Here is an 18,385-nt window from a genome sequence, read left to right on the forward strand (position 1 = left end):
AGCTCGTCAATTTTTAATCCATTGATTGTTGTCGCAGCTGCTGCAGATCTTGCCAACTGAATGTCGGCCCTTGTTTACAGGCATATTTGTTATGAATATAACAGTGCCCACAAAGTCCAAGGGCACAGTGCATGCGCCGCTCGACCGATAGAAAGATGGCATCGGCACTAAACCCAGCTCCGAGAAGATAATTCGCCACGCTGTGCATCATCTGTTCTGGCCCACAGAGTAGCGCTATGGTTGGGGCCTGAACAAATGACGTTACCGCGCTGGGCAGAAAATCCATTGGGGTGCCTTTATATTCATTTATACTATGCTTATCATTTGGCGATAGATCTTCCAGCACATTAACAACGTTAATGGCCTCTTTTTGCCAAAGTAGGCGCTCTGGTTTTAGCATCTGCGTGGTTCTATTTCTGGCGCCATATACCAAGGTGACAGGTTGTTTTTTCGATCCAGAATTCACTGTGTTGATCAGGCTGACCAAAGGCGCTAGACCACAGCCGCCTGCAACAATTAGCAGGTTTTTATCGCGGATTTTTGCAAGTGGCCAGCCCACACCAAAAGGACCGCGGGCACCCAATATGTCACCTGCCTGCATGTTAAAAAGCGCTGATGTTAGCACTCCCATCCGCCGGATCAGAGCGCGAAATTCACCATTAGCATTAGGTGGCTCAGTAAAACTAAACGGGGCTTCGCCAGCACCAGGTACATTGAGCATAAAGAACTGGCCCGGCAGAGTCTGTTGCCAGTTGTGAGTATTATCGGTGTTAATAAAGCGGAAACGATAGTGGCGGGTATGCTCGCTATCCTCTACATGGTCTACTAACTGGATGGTATCGGGTATATGGCTAGGCATTTTTTTCAATCCTTTTCATTATAGAATGAACGCCAATTACACCTGGGCAGGTCTGCTCACAGCGACCGCAACCGACACAACCATAACGACCAAATTCCGACACAAAGGCATCACTGAATTTGTGATTCCAAAAGCGCTGAACTCTTGCTCCGGCATTAACCGATGGGTTGTTAAAACTGGCTTCGCGTTGAAAACCTTCGTACAGACAAGAATCCCAGAAGCGTTGTTGGGTAACCTTGCCTGCCGTTTCTATATCGCGAGTGCTGTAGCAGGAACAGGTCGGGCACAACGAAGTACACCCCGAGCATGCGAGGCATTGAATTGCTACAGTGTCCCAGAAAGTCGCTGTAATGGTATTGCTGTTTAATTGTTTAATACCAGCGGTAATATGAACATCGCTGGGAAATTCAGACTCGCACTGCTGCAGACTGGCTTCGCGTTGGGCCATATAGTGTCCGTATGCAAGCTCGAGTCCCAGTTCTAGCCCAAGGAGTGCCTCTTTACCTTTATCTGTGGTAGCCAGCAGAAACCAGTTATCATCAGGCAAGGGATGTAAAATAAGATCGGCGGTATTGATTCTGACGCCTGGGCCTGCATCAACGGTTGGGCAAAAACCATTTTCACAGGGGTGAATACAATCTACACCGACTAATAAACATTGGTTACGCCTTGCTTGATAATAGGGATCATCTTTAAAAAACTGGTCCTGATAACTGATCGCAGTCAGATCACAGCTCTGCACGCCAAATAAAACAAAAGGTGCCGGTGTTGGTAGGGTTTCTCTGAAACATTGGCCGTCAAATATCAACAAATTCTCACGCTCGGCAAAGAAAAATGCCTTGGGCGAGCTTAATGGTTTGTCCGTCAGTAGTGGTGCCGTTGCTCCGTTGTCGATCTGTTGCCAGTAGCACTGTTGATTACTGTCTTTAATCACCTGGTTGAATTGGTAATGCTCGGCTAGGTGATGCTGTAATATGCAGAGATTATCGATTAAATAACCTTTAATTTCAGGTGTCATTTTGGGGTTCCTCTGGTCGTACTGGCCGTCACCGTATCGATGGGAATGACTGCAACGGCACAAGCCTTTAGCTCGGGCATTTTGGTGACCGGATCTTGCGCGGTATTGGTCAGTTGGTTAGAGGGAGCTTCTTTAAAGTGATAAGGCATACTGACCAGTCCGACGGGTACGTCATCGGTGAGCATGGCGCGGGTTTCGACATAACCCCGTCGTGAACGGATAGCTACCGGACTCTGATGGCGAATATTAAGTTGCTCTGCATCTACGGGGTTTATAAATAGGATCCCTGGTGGTGTTTCCCGTTCGAGTAAAGGGGACTTTCTGCTCATTGAACCGCAACCATAATGAAAACTGAGTCGGTTCGTGGTGAGCTGAAGCGGAAATTCTTCATCTGGTTCTTCATCAATTCCCACATGGTTGACGGGTAACAGTTTTGCTTTACCGATGGGAAAACTATAGCAATGTAAAATGCTGGTCCCGTTTGGATTGTCCTTAGTACAGGGCCACTGTAGACCCTGGTTGTCAGTGATTTTTTGGTAGGTCATCGCCTGATAAGCCGGTGTGAGCGAGGCCATTTCATTGAACACCGCTTCACTGTCTGGCCAGTTTAACAGCTGGCTGCCCATCTGTTGTGCTAGTGCTTGTAACCATTGCCAGTCACCTTTGGCATCTCCTAGAGACGGTAAAGCCTGAGATACGCGTTGTACTCGCCTTTCACAATTGGTAAAAGTGCCGTCTTTTTCGGCAAAAGAAGCGGCAGGTAAAATAAAGTCAGCCAGTTTGGCGGTTTCGGTCATGGTTAACTCAGCCACAACCAACAGATCTAAATTATGCAGTGAGGCTTTGACGTGATTTTGATCGGGATCGGTAACGACGGGATCTTCCCCAAACAGCAACAATCCACGAAATTCTGTCGCTAGGGCAGCTTTGGTCATACCAAGCGACGTTAATCCGAGGTTGGTCGCGATGTCAGTGCCCCAAGCTTGAGAAAATTTTGCCTGATTTTCGCTATCTGCCACTGCCTGATAACCCGGATATACGTTGGGTAAGCAGCCCATATCGCAGGCCCCCTGCACATTGTTCTGACCGCGCAGTGGATTGACACCGGTGCCCAGTTTACCAATATGACCGCAGATCAGCGCCAGATTAGCCAGCGATATCACATTATTAGTGCCACTCATGTACTGGGTAATGCCCATACCATAAAAGATCATCGCACGCTTTGCCTGGCTGTAAGATCTTGCTGCTGACCGAATTAACCCGGCATCCACTCCTGTTATAGCTGCCACCGATTCCGGTGTGATGTCTTTGACGTGATGGGCTAATAGTTCAAAACCGACACAGCGTTGTGTGACAAAATCTTCGTCAAACCAGCGTTCTTTAATTATGACGTTCAACATGGCGTTAATCAGCGCGATATTACTGCCTAATTTAAGTTGCAGATGGGTGGGCGTCAGTTTTGCCAAGCGGGTGACTCGCGGATCAACAACAATAAGTTCGCAACCTTGCTGGCAGGCCTCGATGATGTGGCCGCCTAAAATACTGTGATTTTCAGTGGGATCAGCACCAAAAATTAAGATGAGATCAGTATCAAAAATATCTTTAGCGCTGTTAGTCATTGCGCCTGACCCCAGAGATTGTGAGAGACCTGCCACAGTCGGACTGTGACAGATTCGGGCGCAGTGGTCGACGTTATTGGTTTTCAATACCGCTCTGGCAAATTTTTGCGCGGCATAATTATCTTCGTTACTCGCTCTGGCACTGCTGATAATACCGACAGAATTGGCGCCCGATTCTTCAATGAACAATTTGAGTTCACTGGCAATGTCTGTCAGTGCTTCAGACCAACTGACGGGCATAAACTGCTCTTTACCTGATTTATTTGTTATCCGCTTCAGGGGTTGGGTGATGCGATCACCGGGCGCTATTGCGTAAGCTGTACTCCAGCCTTTTTCACATAACTTACCATGGCTAACCGGATGATTTTGCTGTGGCTCTACGCCGATGAGTTGTCCCTGCATATTTATTTTTAGGCAGATGCCGCAACCGACACCACAAAACGGACAAATTGTATTAATGAGATCCGCGGTTGTGTGAGCTGTCTCGGCCCCTAAGTTCATAGCGGTAATTGTAGTATCGGTCATAGCAGAACCTATTCGTATTAAACTGAGTGAATATTCGGTTAAATTCATTATGCTAAGACTGAAAGTATAGCAGCTGGATATCGGGTGATAATCTGGCATTTATTGTTTTTCGTAAAATTAAAAACTGGACTATGCTTAATTTTCGATGCGAAACATAATCGTTACCAAATATCAGGGAGTTACAATGTCGGGACTATTTGGATTAGATGCATTTTCACCAAAAGAAATTGCTGAGCGTGTAAATAATGTCGGGGTGGCGAAGGTGCATTTGCCAGTGCTGTCTGTTTTGATGTTAGGCATACTTGCTGGTGCCTTTATCGGGTTGGGAGGACTTTATTTTGTGTTGATAAAATCGGATGCATCGATGAGTTTCGCTACCGGTCAGTTAGTTGGCGGAGTGGCGTTCTCGTTAGGATTAATTCTGGTTATTGTAGCGGGTGCTGAATTGTTTACCGGTAATAATTTACTGGCAATGGCTTGGGCGGAAGGCAAAATAACCACCTCACAACTGCTGAAAAATTGGGGGCTGGTGTGTTTGGCCAACTTCATTGGTGCGGCAGGTTTGGCCCTGTTAGTTTTTCTATCTGGTCATACCGACATGAACAATGGGGCTATTGCCGAGCAGTATATAAAAATAGCACAGTTGAAATGCAGCATGCCATTTTGGACCGCTTTTTATAAAGGCATCCTGTGTAATATACTGGTGTGTATGGCTGTATGGATGGCATTTGCAGGCCGCACCGTAATAGATAAAGCAGTGGCCATTATTTTTCCTATTTCAGCCTTTGTCGCCGCGGGTTTTGAACATAGTATTGCTAATATGTATATCATCCCGTTGGCGATGTTGGAAAAAGCGTTTGGTAACACAGCCGTCAGTGCCGATGCAGTTACTTGGTTCGGATTTTTAAGTAATTTAGTGCCGGTTATCTTAGGTAATCTGGTTGGCGGCAGTTTGCTGGTGGGTTTGGTCTATCACATCATTTATCGACGAAATATTGGTAAATCATGACTCAGTCTTATCCCCCCAATCTGACTGGAGAGCAGGCGGAGAAAAATCTTACCAAGTTTGGGCCTAACATATTACCTGAATCCAAACCGCCGAATATTGGCATTGTATTTTTACGCCAGTTTAAAAGCCCCTTTATTTATGTATTGCTAGTTGCGGCTGTGCTGTCATTTTTTCTGGGGCAAAAAATCAATGCGTTCTTTATTCTTGTCGTTTTATTTATTAATGCAGTTATCGGTACGTTTCAGGAGTATTCAGCGGAAAGGGCGGCTAGCGCCCTAAAAAAAATGGTGCCTTCTTATGCCACAGTAATTCGAAACAATAAACCGATTAAAATTCATAGCCAAGATGTTGTACTTGATGATCTTGTGCAGCTGGTGCCTGGTGACAAGGTGCCCGCAGATATCCTCTTATGTACTAATAATGGTCTGCAGATTGACGAATCAATGCTTACCGGTGAATCTGTTGCCGCGTATAAATCGGTTAAGCAACCCCTGGGTAGGGGTATTGAAAACGGTTTAGCAAAGGCCGATTCAATTACTGGTCAGAATCAGTGTTGTTTTGCTGGTACTGTCGTCATGCGCGGGCGGGGTAGCGGGCACGTAACCGCTACTGGTATAAATACTGAAATTGGTAAGATAACCACTGATGTGGAAGGCCAGCAGACCAAGCCACCACTGTTGCAGCGTATTGAAGCGTTTACCTTGCGTATAACCTATGGCATTTTAATTTTGATCACATTTATTTTCATTATTACTTTGCTGCGGGGAGATGAACTCGGCAGTGTCTTTTTGCTGGCGGTTGCACTAGCTGTATCTGCGATCCCCGAAGGGTTACCCGCCGCTATCACTGTTGCGCTTGCCATCGGAATGCTGAGAATGGCAAAACGGCAGGTTATTATCCGTAACCTTCTGGCTGTGGAGGCGCTGGGCTCTTGTACTTACATTGCCTCAGACAAAACCGGCACGTTAACGGTTAATGAAATGACTATTCAGCATATTTGGTTAGCTGACGGCTGCCAGTATCAAGTCAGCGGTGAAGGCGTTGATGTGCAGGGGGAGATCCGTGCGATCAATGGACAGGATAATAACCGACCCGTTGAATTGCTGACGCTGGCTGGATTGCTGGCGAATGAAGCCTATCTTGAAAAAACTGAATCTGGTTGGAGTGGTCAGGGTGACATGGTTGATGTCGCCTTTTTGGTACTGGCAGCAAAATACGGCATTGATTACAAAGAGGCTCAGGCACTTTACCCTGAGCTTGCCCAGATCCCTTATGAATCCGAGCGGGCTTACTGCGCCAGCATCAACAGGTACCAAGGTAAGAGCTGTATATTTGTCAAAGGCAGTGTCGAAACACTACTGGAGATGTGTGGCAATGATGATACTAAACCTGCTATAGCGCAGCAAGCTAATACACTGGCGAGTAAAGGTTATCGTGTACTTGGGCTCGCTTATGGTTATATAGACGAAGATGTTAATGGGATCACTGTTAAGCCCGAAGATGCGCTGCATGATCTGAACTTTGCTGGCATGGTCGGCATGATAGATCCTTTGCGCCCTGATGTTAAAAATGCGGTAGAAAAGTGTAAAGCGGCCAGAATTAATGTGGCGATGATCACCGGTGACCACCCTATAACTGCATTAGCTCTGGCTGTGCAGGCTGGCATTGCAGATAAAAGCATGTCGGCGATCACTGGACTGCAATTAAACGCCGCCTATGAGTTGGGACCAGATAAATTCAGTGAATGTGTCCACAGTACTAACGTATTTGCACGTGTATCCCCCCATCAAAAAAAACAAATTATTGAGCAGATTATGAATGACGGCGACTTTGTTGCCGTGACAGGAGATGGCGTTAATGATGCACCGGCGTTAAAACACGCCCATGTGGGGATCGCGATGGGGTTGCGTGGTACAGATGTGGCGCGGGAAAGTGCTGACATTATTCTTACCGATGATCATTTTACATCAATTGTGCAGGGTATCCTGCAGGGACGCATTGTTTACAATAATATCCGCAAAGTGATTTATCTATTAATTTCTACCGGGGCGGCAGAAATATTACTGGTGATGTTCTCACTGCTTTTTGGTACACCGCTACCACTGCTGCCACTGCAGCTGTTATGGCTTAATTTGGTGACTAATGGTATTCAGGACAAGGCTCTGGCATTTGAACCGGAGGAAGGCAGTGAGCTGGATCAGCCTGCACGTTCGCCCAATGAGGCTATTTTTAATCACCGGATGATAGAACGGGTCGTTGTCACCGCGATTGTGATGGGTAGTCTGGCTTTTGTGCTTTTTAAATGGCAGATAGATCAGGGGGTATCTGAGTTTGATGCCCGTAATGTGACACTTTTGCTGATGGTGTTATTTGAAAACGTACATGTGTTAAATAGTCGCTCTGAAAGATTGTCGATCTTTAAGCAATATTTCTTTGGTAATAAACTTTTACTGTTTGGTATGCTTGCCGCACAAGGCGTGCATATTGCTGCTATGTATACACCGGGACTTCAGACGTTACTGCAAATTAAACCGGTATCATTTGCGCAATGGTCAAGCCTGTTGGGGATCGCGCTGCTGCTTATTGGTGTAGATGAACTGCATAAGTGGATTGATAGCAGACGTAATAAGCCCGGTTTATCTGAGAATGAAAAAAACTAGCGGCTTTACAAATCTTCTAATCTGTTTGCACTTTGCACCATTGCCATTATTTTGTGCTGTTCCAAGTCGGCTAGTTGGGTTAACAATTCCTTAGTGGAAGGTAATTCCGCTCTGCTCTTTAAGTTGTTATAAAGATCAATTACCTGCTGATGAAGCTTGATGATTTCAGGGATAATATCAGTCGATTTTAATTGTGAAAATGGCACCTCACATTGCTGTAGGCGTTCAATTGGGGTCTTATCAAGATAATCATAACACCATGTATTGAGAACGCTTTCGCTTGTGTCTTTTTCAAATCCAGCTAATACATTAACAAGCTTTTGTTCATGTTCCTCAAGGTACTTAAGTAACAGCTTTGCCCGCTCACTCTCATTCTCATCAACGCTATTCTGTAAACAGTTTGCCATCTGCAGATGAAATTCACGTGTCCAATGCAGGACATCTCTTAACGTTTCAATTTGCATACTCATCATCCTCGTATTTACGGGTTTTGGTAATAGGGATATTTCGATTTAAAATTTGGATAAACCTGATAATGAGGTTGCAAAAATACCACCAGATTAACTAATTCAGTTACTGTCATCACATCATTATAGTTTTTCATTGTTGATATACCATCAACCTGAACTAATGATTTTAGGTAGCCCTTTGCAATTTTATGTGATGGGTTAATAACAGAAGTAACAAGTTCAGAGTAGGTTTTAACCTCAGATCTTTTGCCGCCGAGTTGAACCGATAACGCAGGGTTATCTGTTACTCCTGTCGGTTCAATACCTTCCAACTGATGACATGACAAACATTGATACTTTATAAATACAGATTTGCCATTGTTTACATCCCCTTCGGGCAGGCTAAATCCTCTTGGTGATTCAACGCCATTGTCACAGCCCGTTATTAGTGCCGCAACGGCGGTCAACATACATAACTGTAAATATTTCATATATATACTCCCATTCGAATTCAGATTATGCGTAGATTGATCCTACTTAGCACTCTCTACAGTAGCTAAAGTATAGCTTTCCTTTTTACTTTTACTAATGACATGTGTTCGGGAATATCATGGAGTGTAAACAAAACCTTATAGCACCTAAAGTATCGATATCAATATCTTCAACGCTAGCTTTTAGTTTAATTAATTAACCCGAGCTAAGGTTAATTAACTACACTTTGACTACATATATTCGTATAGCATGTAATTTAAGAGTGGGTGATAATCTTTATGACCAATGTTGTGATTAAGCAGATCCCGAATGCCCTAACAACGTTACGTTTGCTTTTGTCTGTGCCTATCTGTTTGTTGATCTTAAATGAAAATTATTCAGCAGTATTGTGGATAGCTTTAATTGCGGGGGTCAGTGATGCTGTTGATGGGTGGTTAGCGCGTAAACTTGATATAGAAAGTCGTTATGGGTCAATCGTCGATCCGCTTTCTGACAAGGCTATGTTGATGAGTAGTTATTTAGCTTTTGCCATAGTGGGATTACTGCCTTGGTGGGTTGCTGTGGTTATTGTGGCGAGAGATGCGGTTATTGTCAGCGGTGCGCTTGCCTATTACGGACTATTCGGAAGATATGAAGTGGCACCAAGCATCTGGGGTAAAACGAGTACTACAGTGCAGATTGTTTTTGCGTTGATGTTATTAACGCAGCAGGTATATCCGGTGCTTCCGGCACTCAGTTTTGAGATTGGGTTATGGTCAGTCATTCTGATGGTCATTATTAGTGGTTGTCATTATGTTTATATTTGGGGTGCGAAGGCATTGTCCCAACAAAATCATATGGATTGAACCGCACCTTAAATAAGTCAATAAGTCAATAAGGCAATAGGCGTCAATCTAAATTTAGACACACTCTTTTTCATGAGCGTTTTGCATTTAATTCGATTACCTTGATAATAAATAACTCGTGTCAATGTTGCAATTTAGCGAAATAAACGAGTGAGGAATTACTAAATAGGTTATTCGTTGATCTGCATCAATAGCGTTAATAGGGATGTGCGTTTATATTTAATGTGAACAAGTTGTAAAAATACTCAACACATGATTAAGGTGGTAAAGATGGAATTATTACGCAATCCTAAATGTTACACGGACGTATGTATCGATGGTACTTGGTATCACTATGATCATTGTGGTTCGAAGGTTTATTCTTTAAGTGGTGGTGCAGGACCTGAACTCGACTTAGCACGTGAGCCTGCAACAGAAAATGAGCTAATTAATCTCATTCAAACCGCCATTAATTAATATACTAATGATAGTTAATTACTAGATATAGCTACTCCTCTTTTAGTAGATACAATGTCATCACTCAGCGACATTGATATTTTTATACTGGTAGAGTGATTTTGACCTTTAGATGCACTGGGCGTTTAAAGGTCATTTTTTGTTCTTTACTTCTCTTTACAATTTCCCTATTTGCGTTTTCTTTATTTTGTCATATTATGTCACTCTATTTTATTGGAGAACAAAAATATATGAAACGCATTTTGCTATTTCTTGCAACCAACCTAGCAGTAATGGTGGTTTTTAGTATTGTTTTAAACATTATCTATGCAACTACTGGTATTCAATCAGGCAGTCTGTCTGGGTTGTTGGTGATGGCGGTATTGTTTGGTTTCGGTGGTTCATTAATCTCATTAATGCTGTCGAAGAAAATGGCACTCCGTTCAATTGGCGGCGAGATCATCACCCAACCTCGTAATGCTAATGAACATTGGTTATTAGAAACTGTTACTCGACAAGCAAAACAAGCGGGTATTGGTATGCCTGATGTTGCTATTTATGATGCTGCCGAGATGAATGCCTTTGCGACTGGTGCTAAACGTGATGCAGCCTTAATTGCGGTATCAACGGGTTTATTAGCTCAAATGACACGTGATGAAGCTGAAGCGGTTGTTGCCCACGAAATCAACCACGTTGCTAATGGTGACATGATCACTATGGCCTTGATGCAAGGTGTGGTGAATACCTTTGTTATCTTCTTATCTCGTATTATTGCGAATGCAGTCAGTGGTTTCACATCAAATGATGAAGAAGGCGAGGGTGAAGGCGGCGGTAGCTTTATGACTTACTTCATTGTCTCAATGGCGTTAGAAATGCTATTCGGTTTCTTAGCAAGCTTCTTAACCATGTGGTTCAGTCGTCAACGTGAGTTTAAAGCAGACTCTGGCGCAGCAGAATTGGTTGGTAAAGAGAAGATGATTGCAGCACTTGAGCGTCTTAAGACAAGCCAAGAAACACAGCTTGAAGGTTCGATGATGGCGTTTGGTATTACTGGTAAGAAAACCATGATGGAGCTATTAATGAGCCATCCACCACTGCAAAACCGTATTAACGCATTACGTAACCTTTAAACTACGAATGTTTTAGACAAATCATGGTCTAAAGAACAAAGCCTCATAGGTACTGTAATTTTTATTCATCATAAGATTGTATCTCTGGGGCTTTTTACTTTCTATAATACCAGTTTATTTAGCTATTACTTTATGGTTAATTAAATGAATTGGTAATCTAAAAACGTGATGGACAAGTGAATAATTATCTTCAAAAAAGTGTATTTTATATGTTATGAATTAGTGGCTTATGAGGTGAAAGCTAATGACGAATATAACGGTAGACAAAGATCTAGTAGATAAAGAAGCTATACCAGAAAATAAAGAGATTATAGATGCATCACTTATAAAAAAAGAGCGTAAAAATAAACAGTCAGTGCATGAGGATAGCCAATCTTTGATGGCGAGGTTAGTTAAGCTATTAATTGCCTTTGGTATTCCGTTATTTTTACTATCAATTCCCACCTCTCAATTACCCTTTGACGACCTGAGTATTATCCAGCATAGATTGCTCGCCATTTTTGTGCTCGCTGCACTGCTGTGGATCCTTGAACCTGTGCCTGTGTTTGCGACGTCCATTTTGATCATTACTCTTGAACTCGTCATGCTGTCCGATCAAGGGCTTTACAGCTTTCGGTTGTTTAATGATGGGGTCGATCCCGCGACGAGTATTGAAGGCTTGATGCATTACAACGATATTTTCGCGGCCTTTTCGTCACCGATAATAGTGTTGTTCCTCGGGGGATTTTCCTTAGCCATTGGCGCGAACAAGTATGCCCTTGATACTAATCTGGCCAATGTATTATTAAAGCCGTTTGGTACTAAACCGGCTTCTATCATGCTGGGCTTAATGATGATCACTGCGTTGTTTTCTATGTTTATGTCTAACACGGCAACGACTGTGATGATGTTGTCTTTGTTAGGGCCCATTCTAATGTCTGTACCGAAAGAAGAAAAGGGTATTAAAGCCTTGGTCTTGAGTGTGCCGATTGCCGCTAACCTAGGTGGTATTGCGACGCCGATTGGTACGCCACCTAATGCGATTGCCCTGCAGTATCTTGATAGCCTGTACAGTGTTACCTTTCTTGATTGGATGATGCTTGGTTTACCTTTTGTCGTTGTGTTATTAGCCTTTGCTTGGTGGCTGTTACAAAAGTTGTTCCCGTTTAGTGGTGACAGTTTGCATTTACAACTTGGTGGTGACTTTCAACGTAGTTGGCAAGCGATAGTGGTTTATATTACCTTCGCGCTAACAATCATACTGTGGATGACGACGGGTCTACACGGCATGAATACTTATGTGGTGGCGATAATCCCGCTGGCGGTATTTACGCTAACGGGCATCATAGGTAAAGAAGAATTGAAACTGATTAACTGGGATGTGTTGTGGCTGGTTGCTGGTGGTATTGCCATTGGTATTGCGCTAGATAAAACAGGACTAGCGGCAGTCATGGCCAATGCGATTGATTATTCAGTGTTGCCAGCCTTGTTAGTGATGTTAGTGATGTCTTTTGTGTGTTGGCTGATGGCTAACTTTATCTCCAACACGGCAACAGCTAATTTGTTAATGCCGATTGCGGCCGCTGTGGCAATGTCAATGGATGACTTGTCATTGCTGGTGATGTTAGTGGTGGTGGCGTGTTCTGCTTCACTCGGGATGATATTACCCGTATCAACACCGCCTAATTCGTTGGCGTATGCGACGGGGTTGGTTGCCAGCAAGGATATGGCAAAAGTTGGACTTATCATGGGCCTTGCTGGTTTAACTCTGGTTTATGGGGTTATTCTAGTCGTGTTTTAACTGTTTTTAATTGTTTTCGATTGCGGCTTCCTTAGTTAAAACCGGTTGCGTGGTATTAATAATATTTCGGGTATTATCGAGTTCATATACCCAATCACATCGGTTGGGCAGCGTCGCTAAACATTGCTCGGTAATACGTTGGAAATAAGCAGTGAAATTACGTACTTCAGCACTGCTCATAAAGGTTTCTTTTTGGGTGTTATCTTCACTCTTTAAGTGTTCTTGACGTTTATTTTCTTGTTCTAGTCGCCATGCTTGTACACTGTCAAAGCTCGGTGCTTTGAGCATCAACAAATGATCAACACGTTGATATAACCCTTGATAATTTTGTTTCAGTTGTTGGTTTACATAGCTGCGCCAAATACCGTATTTATCTTTTGTGGCTTCTAATTTGTTGATTGGATAAATCAGATCTTTCATCAGTTGCGGTTGCACACCCAAACACCAACCTTCTAAGACAATCACATCAATAGGGCGATCGACAATTGGCCATTGTGATTTTGGGTAAGGGTTGTCTGCAAACTTATTAAATCGTGGTAGCAGTACTGGGTCGCTTGCCGTCGCGCCTGCGCATAGTTTTTCTAATGTCGCATTAGCAAGATCGATATCGTGCGTGCCAGGAACACCGCGGGTACGTAATAAAGGGTGAATTTGGTTGGCAAGTTCGTTGCGTTGTTTTTTGCTGTAGTAAAAGTCATCAAGAGACAACACCGCCACGTTCAAATCAAATTCGCTACTGAGTCGAGTACCTAAATAATCGGCTAGGGTTGATTTACCTGATCCCTGACAACCGTTGATACCAACGATAAAGGTGTTATTTGCTTGTTTTTGGTGCGCGACGATACTTAGCAGCGCACTAGAAAAGTACTCTGAAGCATGCGTTAAATAATCCTCATCCAACTGGTGACGTTGAATGAACTGGTCTAGCATTGGCATTGTCTTCATAGAGCACCACTTTTCTTTGAATTAATTTTTGAATTAATGTGTTGAATTTAAAATTATTAATAATTGCTACAACATTTAAACAGTTTTTAATCAACATTTAAACATCTAATTACTAGCAATCAACTAACATACCCGTTTGAAAGGTTATTTTATATTACGTGTTAATTGCCCAGGATCTAATAATTTAGTTAGTTCTTGTCGGGTTAACACTGTATTTTCTTCTGCGACGTCGATAATTGGTCGCTGCTCTTTATAAGCCTGTTTGGCGATTTCCGCTGCTTTAAGGTAACCAATGATGGGGTTCAGTGCAGTGACCAATATCGGATTTTTATAGAGTGCTTGTGTTAACTGTTGCTCGTGTACCTCAAAACCTGCAATTGCTTTGTCGGCGAGTAACCGTGAACTGGATGTAAGTAGGTTAATACTGTTAATTAGATTAGTGGCAATCATTGGCAGCATGACATTCAACTCAAAGTTACCAGATTGCCCACCTATGGTGATCGCGGCATCGTTGCCTATGACTTGCGCAGCTACCATCGCCGTTGATTCCGGTATGATAGGATTTACTTTACCTGGCATGATTGACGAACCCGGTTGCAGTGCCGGTAAACTGATTTCACCTAATCCCGCTAATGGACCTGAATTCATCCAACGCAGATCATTGCTTATTTTCATTAACGAGACCGCGGTTGTCTTTAACTGACCGGATAGCGCCACTGCTGTATCTTGTGTGGCCATTAAAAATGAAAAGTTATCAGCTTGGCTAAAATTGATGCCCGTTAACGCAGATAGCTTTTGATTAAAGTGACTGGCGAAATTGGGGTGGGCATTGATCCCCGTACCCACCGCAGTACCGCCTTGTGCAAGTCGCTGTAATTTAGCTTGTAGCATTTTAATATTATCAATGTTGTAACCGATTTGAGCAGCCCAGCTGAATAAGGATTGGCTCATTCTCACGGGCATGGCATCCATTAAATGGGTACGGCCAGTTTTAACTAAATGATTTAGGCTCAGCGCTTTGTCTACGATGGTTTGATGTAAGTGATGCAGTGCAGGCAATAACTGTTTGTCGACTAAGATTGCGGCACTGACGTGGATAGCACTGGGGATCACGTCATTGCTACTTTGACCATAATTTACATGGTCGTTGGCATCAATTTTGGTTTGACTATAGATACTAGCCAGATGGGCAATCACTTCGTTGGCATTCATGTTTGAACTGGTACCGGAACCTGTCTGGTAAATATCAACTGGGAAGTGTTGCATGATATTTTTATCGGCTAGCAATTGATTTACCGCAGTGCAGATCGCATTAGCGATATCTTCGGGTAACAATCCCAGCGTTAGGTTGGCTTCTGCAGCGGCAGATTTGATCAGTAACAGTGATTTAATGAAATCAACGGGTAAAGTTTGACCGCTGACAGGAAAGTTATCTATCGCCCGTTGGGTTTGAGCGCCATACAGGGCATTGGTGGGTACATTCACTTCACCCATGCTATCGCGTTCAATTCGAGTATTAACCATGATCGTCACCTGCTACTTTGAGTCATAAAATCAAGATATATCATTAAATAGTATAGCGAATAGTGGCTAACATGAAGTAGGTCGATTAAGTCTGTGGAATAAGGTAAGCTGAAGTCAGTTAAATATGTAAAGTCAATTATGTTAAGCTAAACATGTGGTTAATTTGCATAATCTAAAATTGAGTAGGATAAAATAATGTCATCTTTGGAATCGAATCGTTTGCTACAATATAAAACTCTAAACGACGGTACCCGTATTTGTGCTGCTAAACAGCTCAGTAACTTGGGTATTTCGGGTTTGATGACACTTGAAGCAATTGAATTCCTGACCCTTGAGCTTAATGCTATTTTAGTGAGCTGTGAGCAATTACAGGCTAGCTATGCAAAGCGTAAAGCCAGTTTACCATCAGAATTACATGTTTGCTTACAGAGCTCTGCAATAAGTACTGCGCAGTTTGCCGCATTGGTGCAACTTATTCAGAGGGCACCGCAAGCATTGTGGTCGTTAAGGGATGATAGTTTTAATTGTTATGAAATGGATTTTCGTTTAGCTGCATTACAACAGCATTTAACCATTTTAAAGCCGTTAAAGAAGAAACTTGCGCCGTTTGTGAATACTAATGCGCTTAATTCGACGGCCACACTGCGTTCAATTCAACATTGTTTGGGTAATGCGGGGATGTTTCGTTGGTTCTCAGCTAAATGGCGTAATGCCAAGCAACAAGCATTAACGCTGGCAACCAATGATCAGCTAAAGCTTGATGACATCCAGATGTTATTCCCGGCTATGATTAAATACGTGACGGCCCAAGAATGCTTTGATGAGTTGTTTGTACAAGCGCCGATCTTGTCTGCTTGTCATCAGGGATTAAATACTGATGTTGCGCCATTACTAGCCGTGCGTGAATGGTATAAAGATGTTGAGTTTGCCATGACCGAACACTTTGTCGGTGAAGACGGGATCTTACAGGGTTTGTCTGTTATTGATAAACAAGTCGCGGATAAGTTGGTCAGTGACTATGACGCCAGCTTAGTGTTGATGATTAACAACATAGATAAGAAGATGAATAAGTTGAGACTAAGCTTTCCAGCTTATCAAGCGTTGCAGCAGGGTGATGTTGATTACGTGACTGCAGTTACTGAGCTAAAGTCTATTTTGTTGGATGCGTTAACTGTGTTGAAGGACAATGAGGTAGATAGTAATACTTACTTATCTGAGCTGCTAAAGATGCCGGATTTAAACGCTGAGTAATACGTGCTGTAAACAATAATGAAACCTTGCTAGGCCATATTGGAGTATCGATTGGCTTAGTAAGCTTGCTGTTAGCTGCAAAGCATGGACATTAGTTTGTTGTGGTTAGCTAATATAATAACCACTGAATTTTAGGCATAAAAAAACCTCGCTCATTGAGCAAGGTTTCATTATTTGGTGCGTCCTACAAGATTCGAACTTGTGACATCTAGCATGTCGAGCTAGCGCTCTACCAACTGAGCTAAGGACGCGGAATGTGGTGCTCGCTACAAGATTTGAACTTGTGACATCTAGCATGTCGAGCTAGCGCTCTACCAACTGAGCTAAGCGAGCAGAATTTGGTATGTCGTTAAGACGAATCAAATACTATCCCGCATCCTTATTATCATCAAGTCTTTTTTAAACAATATCAGTACATTGCTTTAAAACTAAGCAGTTGGGTCGATATTTAAATCTTCTGCAGGACCAAAAAATTCAAAATGTACATTTTCAGCAGGAATACCTAATTTCGGTGCGAAGCTATTCATTGCTTGCATGAAGGGTTTTGGACCTAAGAAATAGAATTCTACGTCACGGTCATTACCGATTTTCTCTTCAAGCATTGCTAGGTTGATGAAACCAGTTGCATCTGGCTGACATTCTGGCGTTGCATCACTGTAAACGAAGTAAGGTTTGATGTTAGCGTTATTCGCTGCAAGGTTTGTTACATGGTCACGGAATGCGTGAACCTTGGTGTTCATTGCTGCATGAATAAAGTGAATAGGGCGGTTTGTAGCTTTTAAGCTATTAAGCATGCTGATTGCAGGTGTAATACCAACGCCACCAGTTACCAACACCACAGGTTTGTTGTTGTCTTTTAACACGAAGTCACCAGCAGGTGCTAGTACACGTAATGTGTCACCCGCTTGAACACGGTTGTGTAGGTAGTTAGATACAGCACCACCTTCTTCACGTTTTACACTGATACGTAAGAATTCTGAATTTGGTGAATCAGATAAGCTGTATTGACGACGTGTTTCTTCACCATCAATGCTTAATACTAAACCAATAAATTGACCTGGTGTGAATGATGTCACAGGTTTGTTGTCGGTCGGCGTTAGGTAGAACGATGTGATGTTGTCGCTTTCAGCTACTTTTGTTGTTACAGCGAATTCACGCTCACCACGCCAGCCGCCTTCTTTTTCTGCATTGGCAGCGTAAGTCGCTTCTTCTGCTGCGATTAGCAGATCAGCTAACTGCCAGTATGCTTGTCCCCAGGCATCAATTACAGCGTCTGTCGCTGCGTCACCCAGTATGGCTTTGATTGATTTTAATAAACACTCGCCAACAATCGCGTATTGTTCTGGCTGGATATTAAGCGAAACGTGCTTGTTCACAATACGGTTTACAGCTGCTTCTAATACAGCTAGGTTTTCAATGTTACCTGCATATGCAACAAGTGCATTCGCTAGTGCTTTTGGTTGCGCGTTACCAGCTTGGTTACTTTGATTGAAGAAGTTTTTTACTTCTGGGTATTCTCTGAACATCAAAGGATAAAAATGCGCTGTAATATCATTGGCATGAACAGAAACAGCAGGGACAGTCGCTTTGATAATATCTATAGTTTGTTGCGTTAACATAATAGCTACCTTGTATAGGTTAGTGAGATTAATTGATCTATATCAATATTTATATTCTCTACTGCAGTAGCCGTGCCAAGTTTTCAAGCTGTTGATTTTAAGTGCTTTATGTTTTTACTGTTAGTTATGTTGTGTTTGTGACAACGGTTGGCGTTGTCATAAACACAACTTGAGTCATTATGACAACAACTAAGTAGACATAACAAGCAATAGTTGGATGTTTAC

At 42.9% G+C, this 18,385-nt stretch carries 15 protein-coding genes and 2 tRNA genes; 7 read left to right on the top strand and 10 right to left on the bottom strand.

All coding sequences use genetic code 11. The features are described from left to right. Window positions 1–13 precede the first annotated feature (13 nt). From CXF93_RS09615 to fdhF, 3 genes are read right to left on the bottom strand one after another with little or no spacing between them, the layout of a single operon-like run. Entirely contained in the window at window positions 14–859 is an 846-nt protein-coding gene (locus CXF93_RS09615) for an FAD/NAD(P)-binding protein (RefSeq protein WP_101062291.1), read from the bottom strand. Continuing rightward, on the bottom strand, window positions 852–1,877 hold the full coding sequence (locus CXF93_RS09620) for a 4Fe-4S dicluster domain-containing protein (protein WP_101062293.1): 1,026 nt from the start codon (window positions 1,875–1,877) through the stop codon (window positions 852–854). Before CXF93_RS09620 ends, CXF93_RS09615 begins: the two co-directional genes overlap by 8 nt. Beyond that, window positions 1,874–4,120, bottom strand: coding sequence for a formate dehydrogenase subunit alpha (gene fdhF, locus CXF93_RS09625; protein WP_369832210.1), 2,247 nt, complete (start codon window positions 4,118–4,120; stop codon window positions 1,874–1,876). The genes CXF93_RS09620 and fdhF overlap by 4 nt, the downstream gene beginning before the upstream one ends. Window positions 4,121–4,205: 85 nt before the next feature. Between fdhF and CXF93_RS09630 the strand changes: the two genes are divergently transcribed. Together CXF93_RS09630 and CXF93_RS09635 are read left to right on the top strand one after the other, a co-directional pair. Continuing rightward, window positions 4,206–5,030 carry a formate/nitrite transporter family protein gene (locus CXF93_RS09630; RefSeq protein ID WP_101062297.1) on the top strand — a complete coding sequence of 275 codons (825 nt, stop codon included), beginning with the start codon at window positions 4,206–4,208 and terminating at the stop codon, window positions 5,028–5,030. Beyond that, entirely contained in the window at window positions 5,027–7,690 is a 2,664-nt protein-coding gene (locus CXF93_RS09635) for an HAD-IC family P-type ATPase (RefSeq protein WP_101062299.1), read from the top strand. The genes CXF93_RS09630 and CXF93_RS09635 overlap by 4 nt, the downstream gene beginning before the upstream one ends. A 5-nt stretch (window positions 7,691–7,695) precedes the next feature. On the opposite strand, the gene CXF93_RS09640 is transcribed toward CXF93_RS09635, so the two are convergent. After that, complete coding sequence (locus CXF93_RS09640) at window positions 7,696–8,154, bottom strand: ATPase (RefSeq protein ID WP_101062301.1); 459 nt, start codon at window positions 8,152–8,154, stop codon at window positions 7,696–7,698. A 17-nt stretch (window positions 8,155–8,171) separates the two neighbouring features. After that, the gene (locus CXF93_RS09645; RefSeq protein ID WP_101062302.1) at window positions 8,172–8,630 is read right to left on the bottom strand and encodes a cytochrome C; all 459 of its coding nucleotides are present in this window, start codon (window positions 8,628–8,630) and stop codon (window positions 8,172–8,174) included. A gap of 279 nt (window positions 8,631–8,909) precedes the next feature. On the opposite strand from CXF93_RS09645, the gene CXF93_RS09650 reads away from it, so the two are divergent. From CXF93_RS09650 to CXF93_RS09665, 4 genes are all read left to right on the top strand, one after another. Next, window positions 8,910–9,476 carry a CDP-alcohol phosphatidyltransferase family protein gene (locus tag CXF93_RS09650; protein ID WP_101062304.1) on the top strand — a complete coding sequence of 189 codons (567 nt, stop codon included), beginning with the start codon at window positions 8,910–8,912 and terminating at the stop codon, window positions 9,474–9,476. A 270-nt stretch (window positions 9,477–9,746) separates the two neighbouring features. After that, the gene (locus tag CXF93_RS09655; RefSeq protein ID WP_101062306.1) at window positions 9,747–9,932 is read left to right on the top strand and encodes a hypothetical protein; all 186 of its coding nucleotides are present in this window, start codon (window positions 9,747–9,749) and stop codon (window positions 9,930–9,932) included. A 230-nt stretch (window positions 9,933–10,162) separates the two neighbouring features. Continuing rightward, window positions 10,163–11,041 (top strand): protease HtpX, encoded by an 879-nt coding sequence (gene htpX / locus CXF93_RS09660; protein WP_101062308.1) that lies wholly within the window; start codon window positions 10,163–10,165, stop codon window positions 11,039–11,041. A 379-nt stretch (window positions 11,042–11,420) separates the two neighbouring features. Further along, window positions 11,421–12,821 carry a DASS family sodium-coupled anion symporter gene (locus tag CXF93_RS09665; protein WP_369832221.1) on the top strand — a complete coding sequence of 467 codons (1,401 nt, stop codon included), beginning with the start codon at window positions 11,421–11,423 and terminating at the stop codon, window positions 12,819–12,821. Window positions 12,822–12,827: 6 nt separating this feature from the next. Here CXF93_RS09665 and CXF93_RS09670 read toward each other — a convergent pair whose 3' ends face one another. Both CXF93_RS09670 and CXF93_RS09675 read right to left on the bottom strand, forming a co-directional pair. Next, on the bottom strand, window positions 12,828–13,766 hold the full coding sequence (locus CXF93_RS09670; RefSeq protein WP_101062312.1) for a hypothetical protein: 939 nt from the start codon (window positions 13,764–13,766) through the stop codon (window positions 12,828–12,830). A gap of 144 nt (window positions 13,767–13,910) precedes the next feature. Beyond that, complete coding sequence (locus tag CXF93_RS09675) at window positions 13,911–15,290, bottom strand: lyase family protein (RefSeq protein ID WP_101062314.1); 1,380 nt, start codon at window positions 15,288–15,290, stop codon at window positions 13,911–13,913. 195 nt (window positions 15,291–15,485) lie between these two features. Here CXF93_RS09675 and CXF93_RS09680 point away from each other — a divergent pair, with 195 nt between their 5' ends. Then, window positions 15,486–16,541, top strand: a complete 1,056-nt coding sequence (locus CXF93_RS09680) for a hypothetical protein (protein WP_101062316.1) — start codon at window positions 15,486–15,488, stop codon at window positions 16,539–16,541. A gap of 175 nt (window positions 16,542–16,716) precedes the next feature. Here the strand turns inward: CXF93_RS09680 and CXF93_RS09685 are convergent. The 3 genes from CXF93_RS09685 to hmpA form a co-directional block, all read right to left on the bottom strand. Continuing rightward, window positions 16,717–16,792, bottom strand: a tRNA-Val gene (locus CXF93_RS09685). A 6-nt stretch (window positions 16,793–16,798) separates the two neighbouring features. Further along, window positions 16,799–16,874: transfer RNA gene (locus CXF93_RS09690), tRNA-Val, on the bottom strand. Between the two features lie 95 nt (window positions 16,875–16,969). Continuing rightward, entirely contained in the window at window positions 16,970–18,160 is a 1,191-nt protein-coding gene (hmpA, locus tag CXF93_RS09695; RefSeq protein ID WP_101062318.1) for an NO-inducible flavohemoprotein, read from the bottom strand. Window positions 18,161–18,385: the final 225 nt, after the last annotated feature.

Source organism: Moritella sp. Urea-trap-13, assembly GCF_002836355.1.
Classification (GTDB): domain Bacteria; phylum Pseudomonadota; class Gammaproteobacteria; order Enterobacterales; family Moritellaceae; genus Moritella.